Genomic DNA, 14,032 nt, shown 5'->3' with positions numbered 1-14,032 from the left:
AGCTGTGTATAAGAGACAGGGGTGGCGGTGCGGTGACGTTGCCGTCGATCCCGGCGATCCTGCCGGGCACGAACCTGGCGCCGATCGGGGCGATCGCGGTGTTCGCGCCGTGGCTGCGCAAGGCCGGGCAGCTGTGCGACGGGGTCGGGGCGCCGGTGCTGGCGGCGCTGTACTCGGCGGAGAACGGCTTCCGGTACGGGCCGAGCGCCCCGGTCTCGCCGGTGGGGGCGAAGGGGCCGGGGCAGTTCATGCCCGGGACGTGGGATGCCTACGGCAAGGACGCCGACGGGGACGGGCGGGCCGACGTGCTCGGCATCGCCGATCCGGTGATGGCGTCGGGGAATCTGCTGTGCGACAACTACCGGCAGATCGAGCAGTGGAAGGCGCAGGGGGTGGTGCGCGGGGACACCCTCGACCTCACGCTCGCGGCGTACAACGCCGGCCTGGGGGCGGTGCGCCGGTCCGGGGGGATGCCGTCCGGGTCGCCGGATTACGAGAACCAGACCAAGCCGTACGTGGCGAAGATCCGGGCGACGGAGATGGTGTTCGCGCGGTTGCTCTCGCCGTTCTTCGGGCTCGGGTTGCCGGGGATGACCGAGACCGGCAACCGGGTGGTGGATCTGGCGTTCCGGTATCTGGGGCTGCCGTACGTGTGGGGTGGCGGCAACATCAACGGCCCGTCCGGGGGCGGGTTCGACTGCTCGGGCCTGACGTCGTACGCGGTGTACGCGGCGACCGGGGTGACGTTGCCGCGCACCTCGCAGACGCAGTGGCGGGTCGGCACCGAGATCCCGATCCAGCTGGCCCGGCCGGGGGATCTGGTGTTCGGCAACTGGCAGTCCGACGGACCGGGGCATGTGGGCATCTACATCGGCGGTGGTCAGATGGTGCACGCCCCGACCTTCGGTGACGTGGTGCGCGTCGGCGCGGTCTTCCCCGGCATGAAGGCCCGGCGCCTGCTCTGAACAACCTGCTTCAGGCGCGCGAGAAGGGCCCGACCGGAGACCGGTCGGGCCCTCACGTCGTGCCGGCCGAGCCGCGGGGCGGCTGCCGCCGATCAGCTGTGGTACGGCTCCGCGCTGACGAGCGTCACCTTCATGGTGCTGCCGTTGGGGAGCGTGTACTCGCGGGTCTCGCCGACCTTCGCGTCGATCAGGGCACCGCCCAGTGGAGAGCTGGGGGAGTAGATCTCGATCTCGTTGCCCCGGGCGCCTTCCTCACGGGTGGCGATGAGGAACGTCTCCTTGTCGCTTTCGTCGCCGTCGTAGTACACCGTGACGACCGAGCCGGGCAGCGCGACGCCGGACTGCGTGGGCGCAACACCGACCTTCGCGTTGTTCAGCAGTTCCTGCAGCTGACGAATCCGGGCCTCTTGCTGACCCTGCTCCTCGCGAGCGGCGTGGTAACCACCGTTCTCCTTGAGGTCGCCCTCTTCACGGCGCTCGTTGATCTCGGCCGCGATGACGGGACGATTCGCGATGAGCTGGTCGAGTTCTGCCTTGAGTCGGTCGTACGACTCCTGTGTCAGCCAGGTCACCTGGGTCTCGGTCATCCTCGATCACTTCCTTCGGGTTGGAGCCCCCGGCTCCGTCGACTGGTCGCCGCACTCGCAGCGACGACGGCAACGCGGATCCCTCGAACGTTCCCCCCAAGCCAGTGGCGAACAGGACCGCACTGCTTCCTATGCAGCAATACACGGCCCCAAAGGGTGGAACCGTGTATCCGGCGATTCTAGCACCAACGTGGTCTCCGCCACGGAATCCGCAGCGTGCGGTCAGTGTGCGCGCAGGTATTCGGGCACGTCGAAGCTGCAGCCGTACATGTCCGCCATGCCCGGGCGCTGCGAGGTCACCACCGGGGCGTCCATCAGCAGGGTCCCGGACTCGGACGACGGGATCAGCACCTCGCGGCGGCCCGTCTCGGACCCGTCCTTCGACCGCGAGCGGATGATGCACACCGCCTCCTGCGACGGATCCTTCCGCGTCACGGTGAACTGCACCTGGACGGTCGAGTCGTCGACGACGGTGTAGGTGACGACGTCGCTCTCGATCTCCGGGGTGCCGAACTTCTGGTAGAGCAGGAACGCCCCGACCACCCCGACGACGAGGCCGACCGCGACCAGCGCCCACAACCAGGTGCGGCGGGATCCGCCCGTCGCCGGGTAGCGGCCGGTCGGATAGCGGTCGATCGGGGTGGTGTCGGTCATCACATTTACTTTCGTGCACCCGCGAAGGCCGCGGGGGCGTGGCTGACGGTGGACGTGTCAGGTGGAACTATAGGGGAGGAACCCAGGACGCCGGCTCGCAGTGCCGGTGGTCCGGGCAGCGACGATGCAGCCGACGGCGAGGTGGAGGAAAGACGTGAGCGGACTACGGCTCATGGCCGTGCATGCCCATCCCGATGACGAGTCGAGCAAGGGTGCCGCCACGACGGCCCGCTATGCCGCAGAAGGGCACGAAGTACTGGTGGTGACCCTCACCGGGGGCGAGGCCGGTGACATCCTCAACCCGGCGATGGACATCCCCGGCATCCGGGAGCGCATGCCCGAGGTCCGGCGCGAGGAGATGGCCGAGGCCGCCCGCATCCTCGGCGTGCAGCACCGCTGGCTCGGCTTCGTCGACTCCGGACTGCCGGAGGGTGACCCCAAGCCGCCGCTGCCCGAGGGCTGCTTCGCGCTGGTGCCCCTCGAGGAACCGACCCGCAAGCTCGTCGAGGTGATCCGCGAGTTCCGGCCGCACGTGATGACCACGTACGACGAGAACGGCGGCTACCCGCACCCCGACCACATCCGCTGCCACGAGGTCTCCGTCGCGGCGTACGAGGCGGCCGGCGACCCGGATCGGTTCCCCGAGGCCGGACCGGCGTGGAAGGTGCAGAAGCTGTACTACTCGCACGGGTTCATCCGCAAGCGCCTGGAACTGTTCCGCGAGGAGTACGAGCGGCGCGGCGAACCGTTCCCCATGGCGGAATGGCTCAAGCGGTGGCGCACCGAGCAGGGCGACATCATGGCGCGGGTGACCACGCAGATCACCTGCAGCGACTACTTCCCGAAGCGGGACGACGCACTGCGCGCCCACGCGACGCAGATCGACCCCAACGGCTCCTTCTTCGCCGTGCCGCTGGACATCCAGCAGAAGGTGTGGCCGACGGAGGAATTCGAATTGGCCAAGACCCGCGTGCACACGGCGATCCCCGAAACGGATCTGTTCGCGGGCCTCGAGGACGGACAGGTGAGATGACGGTAGGCATGCTGGCGGCCGAGGTCCTGGCCCAGGACCCCACCGGCCCCGAATTCGGCAAGGCGTCGCCGCTCGGTCTCGCGCTCATCGTGATCCTGCTCGTGGCGACCGCCCTGCTGATCCGCTCGATGAACAAGCGGCTCGGCAAGCTGCCCGAGACGTTCGAGCCCGAGCATCCGGAGCCGGACCAGGCCGCGGACGAGGGGACCGATCGCGGGGCCGCGGAGAGCCGCAAACCCGACCATCCCCAGCCCCCGATGGCCACGAACTGACGGGCGCGTCGTGACGCCCCCGGAGCCGTCGGTGCCCGACACCCGCAACCGGAACACCCTCGGCGAAGCGACCAGCCCCTACCTGCGGCAACACGCCGGCAACCCGGTGCACTGGCACCAGTGGGGCGACGAGGCGCTGGCCTGGGCCCGGGAGCGGGACGTGCCGGTCCTGCTGTCCGTGGGGTACGCGGCGTGCCACTGGTGCCACGTGATGGCGCACGAGTCGTTCGAGGACGAGGCCACCGCCGCCCTGATGAACGAGCACTTCGTGTGCATCAAGGTGGACCGGGAGGAACGCCCGGACATCGACGCGATCTACATGAACGCCACCGTCGCGATGACCGGGCAGGGCGGCTGGCCGATGACGTGCTTCCTCACCCCGGACGGCGCTCCGTTCTACTGCGGCACCTACTACCCGAAGGCGCCGCGCGGCGGCATGCCGTCGTTCACCCAGCTGCTCGAGGCGATCGCCGAGACCTGGCGCAACCGTCGCGCCGACGTGCACCGGTCCGCCGTCGCCATCGTCTCGGAGCTGCGCCGCGGCAGCGGCGGTCTCGCTCCCGGCGCGCGCCCGGTGGACGCCGTGCTGCTCGACGCCGCCGACGCCGCCGTCGCCGCCGACGAGGATGCGGTGCACGGCGGGTTCGGGGGCGCCCCGAAGTTCCCGCCGTCCGCGCTGCTCGAGGGTCTGCTGCGCGGATACGAGCGCAGCGGGAACCCGGCCGTGCTGTCCCTCGTCGAGCGGACGGCCGAAGCGATGGCGCGCGGCGGCATCTACGACCAGCTGGCCGGCGGCTTCGCCCGCTACAGCGTCGACGCCGGGTGGGTGGTCCCGCACTTCGAGAAGATGCTCTACGACAACGCGCTGCTGCTGCGGATGTACGCGCACCTCGCGCGACGGACGTCGGCGCCCTGGGTGCGACGGGTCACCGAGGAGACCGTCGAGTTCCTGCTGCGGGACCTGCGCACGCCCGGGCGTTGCTTCGCCTCCGCACTCGACGCCGACACCGACGGGGTCGAGGGCCTGACCTACGTGTGGACCCCCGGGCAGCTGACCGAGGTCCTCGGCGTCGACGACGCGCAGTGGACGGCCGAGCTGTTCGCCGTGACCGACGCCGGCACCTTCGAACACGGCTCGTCGGTGCTGCAACTGCTCGCCGACCCGGACGATGCCGAGCGCTACGAGCGGGTGCGGGCCGAGCTGTTCGCCGCCCGGCTGCAGCGGCCGCAACCCGGCCGCGACGACAAGGTCGTCACGGCGTGGAACGGTTTCGCGATCACCGCGCTGGCCGAGGCCGGTGCCGCGTTCGGCCGCGCCGACTGGGTCGACGCGGCCGTCGACTGCGCCCGGGCCCTGCTGGACCTGCACCTCGTGGACGGACGGCTCCGGCGTGCCTCCCTCGGCGGCACGGTCGGCGCCCCGGCGGGTGTGCTCGAGGACTACGGCGCCCTCGTCACCGCCCTGCTGGCGGTGTACCAGGCGACGGGCGACGCCGCGTGGCTCGACCCGGCCCGGACCCTCGCCGACGTCGCATTGACACACTTCCAGGATCCGGCGCGGCCCGGAAGCTGGTTCGACACCGCCGACGATGCCGAGACCCTGGTGGCGCGGCCCCGTGACCCGATCGACGGCGCCACCCCGTCGGGGGCGGCGCTGATCTCCGAGGCCCTGCTCACCCTCGCCGCGGTCGTGCCCGAGGACCCGCGGTACGCCGACGCGGCGGACGCGTCGCTGCGGTCGGCGGTGGTGCTGCTCGAACGGGCGCCGCGCTCGGCCGGGCACTGGCTCACGGTCGCCGAGGCGGCGGTGCGCGGCCCGATCCAGGTCGCCGTTGTCGGCGGTGGCGAGTTGCTCTCCGTCGGGCGACGGGCCGCTCCCGGCGGCGCCGTCGTGGTCGGCGGGGACCCGGACTCGTCACCGTTGCTGGCCGACCGCCCGCTGGTCGACGGGGGACCGGCGGCATACGTGTGCCGCGGATACGTGTGCGACAGGCCGGTCACGACGGAGGCCGACCTGCGCGCGGCGCTCTCGGCCTGAGCGGGCCGGGGCTCAGCCGGCGCGGGACGGGGTGAGCAGCGCCGGCAGCGGAGCGTCGATGCCGTTGCCGTCGAACGCCTCGAGCACCGCGCGGGCGATCGCCCGCTGCACGGCCCACTGCTTGCCGGCACGCGTGCGCACGGTGATCCGCAGTGTCACCGACTCGGGGGTGACGGAGTTGACGCCGAGCATCTCGGGCGGTTCGAGGATGTCGCCGGCCAGGTCGTCGCGTTCGACCGTCTCGAGGGCCGCGCGCAGGGCCACCTCGCAGGCCCGGTGCACGTTGGCGGCGTGGGCGATGGGGGCGTCGACGACGGCGACGGCGTAACCCTGGCTCATGTTGCCCACGCGCAGGATCTCGCCGTTGCGGCAGTACCAGAGGGTGCCGCTGATGTCGCGGACGGTGGTGACCCGCAGACCGACGGATTCGACGGTGCCGACCGCGTCGCCCAGGTCGACCACGTCGCCGACGCCGTACTGGTCCTCGAGCAACATGAACATTCCGGAGATGAAGTCACGCACCAGGTTCTGCGCACCGAAACCGAGCGCCACGCCGACAATGCCGGCGGACGCGATGAACGGCGCGACGTTGAGTCCGAGCGTGCCGAGGATCTGCAGGACGCACCAGACGAGAACCACGACGGAGACGCCGGACTTCAGCACCGAGCCGATCGTCTCGGCGCGCTGCGTGCGCCGCTCGTTGACCAGCACGCCCGGCAGGCCCCGGGGGGCGCGTTCCTGGAAAGGCCGGAGCAGTCCGGGTTTGCCGTTCTGGTGCCGCGGCTTCGTCATCCGGTCGATGAGCCGGTGCAACACGTACCTCAGGATCAGCGCTGCCACGAGGTATCCCGCGATCGTCAGCGGCCGCTCGACGAGCCACTCCCGGTTGGTTTCGGTCAGTTCGAATGCCAGTCGCTGAACAGTCATCCCGGCCGAGTTTACGGATCCGTGGCGCGGCCGCCACCGATGTGATCTTCGTCCGAACGGGTTTACCCGAACACCACCAGCCACACGGCAACGGCATGGCACAGCGCGGCGAGCACGGTCGCCGCGTGGAAGAACTCGTGGTAACCGAAGACGTGCGGCCACGGGTCGGGCCACTTGGTGGCGTAGAGGATCGCGCCGATGCTGTAGAGGATGCCGCCGACGAGCAGCAGCACCATCGGGACGATGCCCGCCTCGTCGATCAGCTGACCGGCGACGGGGACGATCGCCCAGCCGAGCAGCAGGTACAGCGGGACTCCCACCCAGCGCGGCGCGGTGGGCCAGAGCATCTTCAGCGCGACCCCGGCGAGGGCGCCGGCCCACACCACGAACAGCAGGGTGCGGCCGGTCTCCGGCGGCAGGGCGAGCGTCGCGAAGGGGGTATAGCTACCGGCGATGAACAGGAAGATCATCGAGTGGTCCGCACGCTTCATCCACGTGCGTGCCCGTGGATCGTGCCAGTGGACGCGGTGATAGAGGGCGCTCACGCCGAACACGCCGCAGACGGTGAGGCTGTAGATCACCGTCGACCAGCCCGCGGGCGGATCGGCCACGGTCTGCGACAGGACCACCAGCGCGATGCCGGCCACCACTGCGACGCCGAACGCCCACAGATGGATCCAGCCGCGCAGCCGCGGCTTCACGGGCAGTTCGTCGATCCCGAAAACCGTCATGGTCGGGCCTCCCTTCGGTACCGAAGAGTAACCTACGCTTCCGTAACTTTCGCGGTGCGCCGGATCCGCGGCGGGGCGAAGGCCGGCACGCGGGCGTCGGCCCCGACCGCCGCTGCGACCGGAGACGACCGTGAGCGTAATGTGACCCGCGTGGTGATCTCGGGGTGAACGCGCGCGGCCTGCTGTATCAGCTCTACGAACGACGGCTGCTGAGCAAGCTGGACGGCGCGCAGCATCCCCGGCACGTCGCCGTGATGTGCGACGGCAACCGTCGCTGGGCCCGCGAGAACGGGTTCACCGACGTCAGCCACGGGCACCGCATGGGCGCACTCAAGATCGCCGAACTGCTGAGCTGGTGCGACGCCGCCGGCATCGAGCGGGCCACCATATACCTGCTCTCCACGGAGAACCTGCAACGTGAGCCCGAGGAACTCGAGGCGCTGCTCGAGATCATCACCGACGTCGTCGAGGAGATCTCCGGGCCGGAGCAGAACTGGAGCGTCAAGATCGTCGGCACGCTCGACCTGCTGCCGGACGAACTGGGCCGGCGGCTGAGCGAGGCCGCCGAGCGCACGCAGGGGCGCACCGGCACCCACGTCAATGTCGCGGTCGGCTACGGCGGCCGGCAGGAGATCGCCGACGCCGTGCAGGCCCTGCTCCGGTCCAAGCAGGCCGAGGGGCTCGACGGCGAGGGCCTGGTCGAGGCCGTCACGGTCGAGGCCATCAGCGATCACCTCTACACCTCGGGGCAGCCCGATCCCGATCTCGTCATCCGGACCTCCGGCGAGCAGCGGCTCTCGGGCTTCCTGCTCTGGCAGAGCGCGTACTCCGAGATCTGGTTCACCGAGGCCTATTGGCCGGAGTTCCGCCGCGTGGACTTCCTTCGCGCCCTGCGCGACTTCGCGGCGCGGCACCGCCGCTTCGGCGCCTAGGCGCCGGTGCGTCCTTCGGGCTGTTCCCGCAGCCCAAAGGACGCACCGCCTGCGTCTACAGCTTCCGCAGGCGCAGGCGGTTGACCGAATGGTCGGAGTCCTTGCGCAGGACCAGCGTTGCGCGCGGCCGCGTCGGCAGGATGTTGTCCACCAGATTCGGCCGGTTGATCGAATGCCAGATCTCCTTCGCGGCCCCCACGGCGTCGCGGTCCGACAGGTTCGCGTAGTGGTGGAAATGCGCCTCGGGATCGGAGAACGCCGTCTTGCGGAGCGCGAGAAACCGCTCGACATACCACTTCTCGATGTCCTCGAGGCGGGCGTCGACGTAGATCGAGAAGTCGAACAGATCCGACACCATCAGCCGTGGACCGGTCTGCAGGACGTTCAGGCCCTCGATGATGAGAATGTCCGGTTGCCGCACCACGTGGTACTGGCCCGGGATGATGTCGTAGGAGATGTGCGAGTACACCGGGGCGGCCACCTCTGCGGCGCCGGACTTGACCTCCGTCACGAACCGCAGCAGCTTGCGACGATCGTAGCTCTCTGGAAAGCCCTTGCGGTGCATGATGTTCCGACGCATCAGTTCCCGGGAGGAGTACAGGAATCCGTCGGTGGTCACCAGGTCCACCCGGGGATGGTGCTCCCACCGCGCCAGCAGTGCCTGCAGCACGCGCGCCGTCGTCGACTTGCCGACCGCGACCGACCCGGCCACCCCGATCACGAACGGCACCTGCTGGTCCGGGTGCTTCTCGCCGAGGAACGTGGCGGTCGCGGCGAACAACCGCTGCCGCGCGGCGACCTGCAGGTGGATCAGACGGGCCAGCGGGAGGTACACCTCCGCCACCTCCGCCAGGTCGATCTGCTCGCCGAGGCCGCGCAGGCCGCGCAGTTCCTCCTCGGTCAGCACCAGCGGCGTCGACTTGCGCAGCGTCCGCCACTGCTTGCGATCGAACTCGACGTACGGACTCGGCTCGCTCAGGCGCGCCACCGGCACACTCCCGACTCGACGACGGGCCCGGCGGCGGCACACCCCGGGTATGGCTGGCGGCGAAGGAGGTCCATATCGGCCGATTGTGCTCGCTGACACATCCGCTCGCCGCGCGGGGTCCGGTTTCCGGGCTCGCCGGCAGGCACGGGGCCGATCCGGGGGACTAGGGTGCGAGGGCATGGACCCGGACTCGTTGGTGCGCGAATATCTCCTGCTCGGCCTGGCTTTCGACCGGCTCGAGGAGGGGTTCGTCGATGCCTTCACCGGCGACCCCGCCCTGCGCCGCCGGGTGGAGAACGCGCCGCCCCCCGATCCTCGTGACTTATCCCACACCGCGCGCACACTGCGGGCCGCGCTGCCCGGCTCCGGGCTCTCCGACGAGCGCAGCCGCTTCCTCGACGTGCACCTGCGTGCCCTCGACTGCTCGGCCCGCAAGTTCGCCGGCGCGGACATCGCCTTCGTCGACGAGGTCGAGGCCTACTTCGACGTGCGCATCGACATGGGCGACGAGGACGCGTACCGCGAGGCCCACCGCCGCATCGACGTGCTGCTGCCCGGCAGTGGCCCGCTCGCCGAGCGAGTGCAGGCCCACCGCAAGTCCGAGATCGTCCCCGCCGACCGCCTCGCCGAGTGCGTCGACGCCTTCTCGAGCGCCCTGCGCGACAAGGTCCGCGCGGTGTTCCCGCTACCCGAGACCGAAACCGTCGAATACGAGGTGGTCGGCGACAAGCCGTGGTCCGGGTTCAACTACTACCTCGGCAACTATCGCTCCCGCGTCGCGATCAACTCCGACCTCGAACAGCACATGTCCCACCTGCCGCGGCTGATCGCGCACGAGTCCTACCCCGGCCACCACACCGAACACTGCCGCAAGGAGGCCGGACTCGTCGCCGGCGGCCACGACGAGCAGACCCTCTTCGTCGTCAACACCCCGCAGTGCCTCATGGCCGAGGGACTCGCAGACCTCGCCCTCGAGACGATCGTCGGGCCCGGCTGGGGACGGTGGGCGCAGGACATCTACGCCGACCTGGGCCTGCGGTTCGACGGTGAACTCGCCGAGCAGCTGCACGAGGCGTCCGCCGGACTGCTCGGCGTCCGCCAGGACGCCGCCCTGCTCCTGCACGACCGCGGCCGCACCGGCGACGACGTCGTCGCCTTCCTGCGGCGCTGGTCGCTGTCGAGCCCGGAGCGGGCCCGGCAGTCGCTGCGCTTCCTGTCGTCGCCGTTGTGGCGGGCCTACATCAGCACCTACGTCGAGGGTTACCGCCTGCTCGGTGGCTGGCTGGCGCAGGCCCCTGCGGGCGCGGAACGCATCGAACGGTTCCGTCGCCTGCTCGACGAGCCCCTGGTGCCCAGCGCCCTGCGGTAACGGGCGGGCGTGACCTGGGCCATCGCCGGAGGGGACCGGGTTCCTCGACTGGGGGTGAGGTTCGTAGACTGGTAGGTGAATTCCTGCCGTCCCCAGCTTGGAGAATCCTCGATGACCGTTGTGCCCGGCACCGACGTCAACACCGCCTCGCTCTCAGACCTCGACCCCGAGCTGGCGCAGGCCATGGCCGGCGAGTTGTCGCGCCAGCGCGACACGCTCGAGATGATCGCGTCGGAGAACTTCGTGCCGCGCGCGGTGCTCCAGGCGCAGGGCAGCGTGCTCACCAACAAGTACGCCGAGGGCTACCCGGGGCGCCGCTACTACGGCGGCTGCGAGAACGTCGACATCGTCGAGGACCTCGCCCGCGCCCGCGCCAAGGAACTGTTCGGCGCCGAGTTCGCGAACGTCCAGCCGCACTCGGGCGCGCAGGCCAACGCCGCCGTGCTGATGGCGCTGATGAACCCGGGTGAGAAGCTGCTGGGGCTCGACCTCGCCCACGGCGGGCATCTGACCCACGGCATGAAGCTGAACTTCTCCGGCAAGCTGTACGACGTCGCGTCCTACGGGGTCAGCAAGGACGACCACCGCGTCGACATGGACGAGGTCCGCTCGATCGCGCTGGCCGAGAAGCCGAAGGTCATCGTCGCCGGCTGGTCCGCGTACCCGCGGCACGAGGACTTCGCCGCGTTCCGCTCCATCGCCGACGAGGTCGGCGCCTACCTGTGGGTCGACATGGCGCACTTCGCCGGGCTCGTCGCCGCCGGCCTGCACCCGTCGCCGGTGCCGTACGCCGACGTCGTGTCCACCACCGTCCACAAGACCCTGGGCGGCCCGCGCTCGGGTCTGATCCTCGCCAAGCAGGAGTGGGCCAAGAAGATCAACTCCGCGGTGTTCCCGGGCCAGCAGGGCGGCCCGCTCATGCACGTCATCGCCGCGAAGGCCGTCGCGCTGAAGATCGCCGCGAGCGAGGAGTTCAAGGACCGGCAGCGCCGCACCGTCTCCGGTGCGCAGATCCTCGCCGAGCGCCTGATGCAGTCCGATGTCACCGACAAGGGCATCACCGTGCTGACCGGCGGCACCGACGTGCACCTCGTCCTCGTCGATCTGCGCAACTCGCAGCTCGACGGCCAGCAGGGCGAGGACCTGCTGCACGAGATCGGCATCACCGTCAACCGCAACGCGGTCCCGTTCGACCCGCGTCCGCCGATGGTCACGTCCGGTCTGCGCATCGGCACCCCGGCTCTGGCCACCCGCGGCTTCGGGGACGAGCAGTTCACCGAGGTCGCCGAGATCATCGCGGCCGCGCTGACGGGGGCGTCCGACACCGCGACGCTGCGCGGCCGGGTGCGCAAGCTTGCCGCCGACGCTCCGCTGTACCAGGGTCTCGAGGACTGGAACCTGATCTAGGCGCGATGCCCGGCAATCTGCCCGGATCGTCTCGTTTACCCAATCTTCACCGACACGCCTCGTCGCTCGTCGAGCGAACGGGGCGTGTCGGCGTTAGCGTCGGGGGTGTAGACGGCGCAGTTGCCGGCTACGCGGGAGGTCCTGATCGTGACTGTGACAGGCAGAGCGAGGGGCCGGCACCCGGCCCTCGTGTCCCTCGTGGACACCAGGTCCGACCGGCCCATCGAACGAAGTCTGTGTGGTGCTACACAGGCGTAGGAGCCTCACGTGACTGCAACACGCTCCGTCCCCGCCCGCCGCTCCGGCAGGACCCCGGCGAAGAAACCCGATGTACGCACCTTCGTGCTGGACACCTCCGTGTTGCTCTCCGATCCGTGGGCGGTGACCCGCTTCGCTGAGCACGAAGTGGTGCTGCCCCTCGTCGTGATCGGTGAACTCGAAGGCAAACGGCACCATCACGAACTGGGTTGGTTCGCGAGGGAATCGTTGCGGCTGCTCGACGACCTGCGCCTGCAGCACGGCCGGCTCGACCAGCCCATCCCCATCGGGAACGCGGGAGGCACCCTGCACGTCGAGCTCAACCACACCGACCCGGAGGTGTTGCCACCCGGATTCCGCACCGACACCAACGACTCCCGGATCCTGGCGTGCGCGCTGAACCTCGCCGGCGACGGCCGCGACGTGGTGCTGGTCAGCAAGGACATCCCGCTCCGGGTCAAGGCCGGGGCCGTTGGGCTGACCGCCGACGAGTACCACGCCCAGGACGTGGTGACGTCGGGCTGGACCGGTATGACCGAGCTCGAGGTGGACAGGACGCTGATCGACGATCTGTTCGCCGAGGGGCTCGTCGACCTCGACACCGCGAGGGATCTGCCGTGCCACACCGGGATCCGCCTGCTGGGCGGCTCGTCCAGCGCCCTGGGCCGGGTCACGTCGGACAAGCGGGTACAGCTGGTGCGCGGAGATCGGGAGGCGTTCGGGTTGCACGGGCGTTCCGCGGAACAGCGGGTGGCGCTGGACCTGCTGCTCGACGAGTCCGTCGGCATCGTCTCGCTCGGCGGGAAGGCGGGCACGGGCAAGTCGGCGCTGGCGCTGACCGCGGGCCTCGAGGCCGTGCTGGAGCGTCGCACCCAGCGCAAGGTCGTGGTGTTCCGCCCGCTGTACGCCGTCGGTGGCCAGGAACTGGGCTATCTGCCGGGCAGCGAGAGCGAGAAGATGGGCCCGTGGGCGCAGGCCGTGTTCGATACCCTCGACGGTCTCGCGAGCCCGGAGGTGATGGACGAGGTCATCAGCCGGGGCATGCTGGAAGTGCTTCCGCTGACCCATATCCGGGGCCGGTCGCTGCACGACTCGTTCGTCATCGTCGACGAGGCGCAGTCCCTCGAGCGTAACGTGCTGCTCACCGTGCTGTCCCGGCTCGGCGCCGGCTCCCGGGTCGTGCTCACCCACGACGTCGCCCAGCGCGACAACCTGCGGGTGGGCCGCTACGACGGCGTCGCGGCGGTGATCGAGAAGCTCAAGGGACATCCGCATTTCGCACACGTCACCCTGACCCGCAGTGAGCGCTCGCCGATCGCGGCGCTGGTGACCGAGATGCTCGAGGAGTTCGCCCCGGGCGCCTGACGCCGTCGGGCTGGTGGGCCGAATGTCACACCGGTTCGATGTGATCGACCCGATGTGACATTCGGCCACCGCCCCGCGTGGGCGGGTCAGTCCTGCGAGGGACGCGGGCCGAGTTCGGCCTCGAGGACCTCCTGGACGACGCGCATCGCGGCCAGGCCGGCCGGGGCGCCGCAGTAGGCGCCCGCGTGGATGACCGCTTCGACGATCTCGGTGCGGGTCAGCCCGTTTCGCAGGGCGCCGCGCACGTGCCCGCGCAGCTCGTTCTCCGCGCGCAGCGCGATGAGCATGCCCAGGTTGAGCAGGCTGCGGCTGCGACGGTCGAGTCCCGGCCGGGTCCACACCGAGCCCCACACGTGCTCGGTGACGAACTCCTGCATCTCCTCGGAGTCGGTGCCGCGGGCGCGGTCGAAGGCCCGCTCGACGAAGTCGGCGCCCATCACCTCGCTGCGGACCTGAACTCCGGCCTCGAATGCGGGCGTCCGGTCGGCGTCGGTCATCGTCGTGCT

At 70.2% G+C, this 14,032-nt stretch carries 14 protein-coding genes; 8 read left to right on the top strand and 6 right to left on the bottom strand.

The window, feature by feature from the left end; genetic code table 11:
* A partial coding sequence (locus tag G6038_RS04585; RefSeq protein ID WP_165036128.1) for a bifunctional lytic transglycosylase/C40 family peptidase occupies nt 1–965 on the top strand: 965 nt, incomplete at its 5' end.
* A gap of 92 nt (nt 966–1,057) precedes the next feature.
* Here G6038_RS04585 and greA read toward each other — a convergent pair.
* Both greA and G6038_RS04575 read right to left on the bottom strand, forming a co-directional pair.
* Complete coding sequence (greA, locus tag G6038_RS04580; RefSeq protein ID WP_003935085.1) at nt 1,058–1,552, bottom strand: transcription elongation factor GreA; 495 nt, start codon at nt 1,550–1,552, stop codon at nt 1,058–1,060.
* A 222-nt stretch (nt 1,553–1,774) separates the two neighbouring features.
* Nucleotides 1,775–2,206, bottom strand: coding sequence for a DUF4307 domain-containing protein (locus G6038_RS04575; RefSeq protein WP_029542204.1), 432 nt, complete (start codon nt 2,204–2,206; stop codon nt 1,775–1,777).
* 154 nt (nt 2,207–2,360) lie between these two features.
* On the opposite strand from G6038_RS04575, the gene mca reads away from it, so the two are divergent.
* From mca to G6038_RS04560, 3 genes are read left to right on the top strand one after another with little or no spacing between them, the layout of a single operon-like run.
* Nucleotides 2,361–3,239 carry a mycothiol conjugate amidase Mca gene (gene mca, locus G6038_RS04570; RefSeq protein WP_346772740.1) on the top strand — a complete coding sequence of 293 codons (879 nt, stop codon included), beginning with the start codon at nt 2,361–2,363 and terminating at the stop codon, nt 3,237–3,239.
* Nucleotides 3,236–3,511, top strand: a complete 276-nt coding sequence (locus G6038_RS04565) for a hypothetical protein (protein WP_006940388.1) — start codon at nt 3,236–3,238, stop codon at nt 3,509–3,511. The genes mca and G6038_RS04565 overlap by 4 nt, the downstream gene beginning before the upstream one ends.
* Nucleotides 3,512–3,521: 10 nt before the next feature.
* Nucleotides 3,522–5,549 carry a thioredoxin domain-containing protein gene (locus tag G6038_RS04560; RefSeq protein WP_165036127.1) on the top strand — a complete coding sequence of 676 codons (2,028 nt, stop codon included), beginning with the start codon at nt 3,522–3,524 and terminating at the stop codon, nt 5,547–5,549.
* 12 nt (nt 5,550–5,561) lie between these two features.
* On the opposite strand, the gene G6038_RS04555 is transcribed toward G6038_RS04560, so the two are convergent.
* Together G6038_RS04555 and G6038_RS04550 are read right to left on the bottom strand one after the other, a co-directional pair.
* Nucleotides 5,562–6,476 (bottom strand): mechanosensitive ion channel family protein, encoded by a 915-nt coding sequence (locus G6038_RS04555; RefSeq protein WP_165036126.1) that lies wholly within the window; start codon nt 6,474–6,476, stop codon nt 5,562–5,564.
* 62 nt (nt 6,477–6,538) lie between these two features.
* Nucleotides 6,539–7,207 carry a hemolysin III family protein gene (locus G6038_RS04550; protein WP_165036125.1) on the bottom strand — a complete coding sequence of 223 codons (669 nt, stop codon included), beginning with the start codon at nt 7,205–7,207 and terminating at the stop codon, nt 6,539–6,541.
* A 164-nt stretch (nt 7,208–7,371) separates the two neighbouring features.
* Between G6038_RS04550 and G6038_RS04545 the strand changes: the two genes are divergently transcribed.
* Nucleotides 7,372–8,139, top strand: a complete 768-nt coding sequence (locus tag G6038_RS04545) for an isoprenyl transferase (RefSeq protein ID WP_165036124.1) — start codon at nt 7,372–7,374, stop codon at nt 8,137–8,139.
* Nucleotides 8,140–8,194: 55 nt separating this feature from the next.
* Here G6038_RS04545 and coaA read toward each other — a convergent pair whose 3' ends face one another.
* On the bottom strand, nt 8,195–9,127 hold the full coding sequence (gene coaA, locus G6038_RS04540) for a type I pantothenate kinase (protein ID WP_165036123.1): 933 nt from the start codon (nt 9,125–9,127) through the stop codon (nt 8,195–8,197).
* A gap of 178 nt (nt 9,128–9,305) precedes the next feature.
* On the opposite strand from coaA, the gene G6038_RS04535 reads away from it, so the two are divergent.
* From G6038_RS04535 to G6038_RS04525, 3 genes are all read left to right on the top strand, one after another.
* A complete protein-coding gene (locus tag G6038_RS04535; protein WP_165036122.1) occupies nt 9,306–10,496 on the top strand; it encodes a DUF885 domain-containing protein in 1,191 nt (396 codons plus the stop codon).
* Between the two features lie 111 nt (nt 10,497–10,607).
* The gene (gene glyA, locus G6038_RS04530; protein ID WP_165036121.1) at nt 10,608–11,903 is read left to right on the top strand and encodes a serine hydroxymethyltransferase; all 1,296 of its coding nucleotides are present in this window, start codon (nt 10,608–10,610) and stop codon (nt 11,901–11,903) included.
* Nucleotides 11,904–12,245: 342 nt separating this feature from the next.
* Nucleotides 12,246–13,526 carry a PhoH family protein gene (locus G6038_RS04525; RefSeq protein ID WP_165036138.1) on the top strand — a complete coding sequence of 427 codons (1,281 nt, stop codon included), beginning with the start codon at nt 12,246–12,248 and terminating at the stop codon, nt 13,524–13,526.
* A gap of 86 nt (nt 13,527–13,612) precedes the next feature.
* On the opposite strand, the gene G6038_RS04520 is transcribed toward G6038_RS04525, so the two are convergent.
* Nucleotides 13,613–14,023: a carboxymuconolactone decarboxylase family protein gene (locus G6038_RS04520; RefSeq protein ID WP_006940401.1), complete on the bottom strand. Its 411-nt coding sequence runs from the start codon at nt 14,021–14,023 to the stop codon at nt 13,613–13,615.
* Nucleotides 14,024–14,032: the final 9 nt, after the last annotated feature.

The organism is Rhodococcus sp. 14C212, assembly GCF_011058195.1.
Classification (GTDB): domain Bacteria; phylum Actinomycetota; class Actinomycetes; order Mycobacteriales; family Mycobacteriaceae; genus Rhodococcus; species Rhodococcus aetherivorans.
The sequence above is the reverse complement of the archived record's forward strand: the minus strand, read 5'-3'. Positions and strand labels throughout refer to the sequence as shown.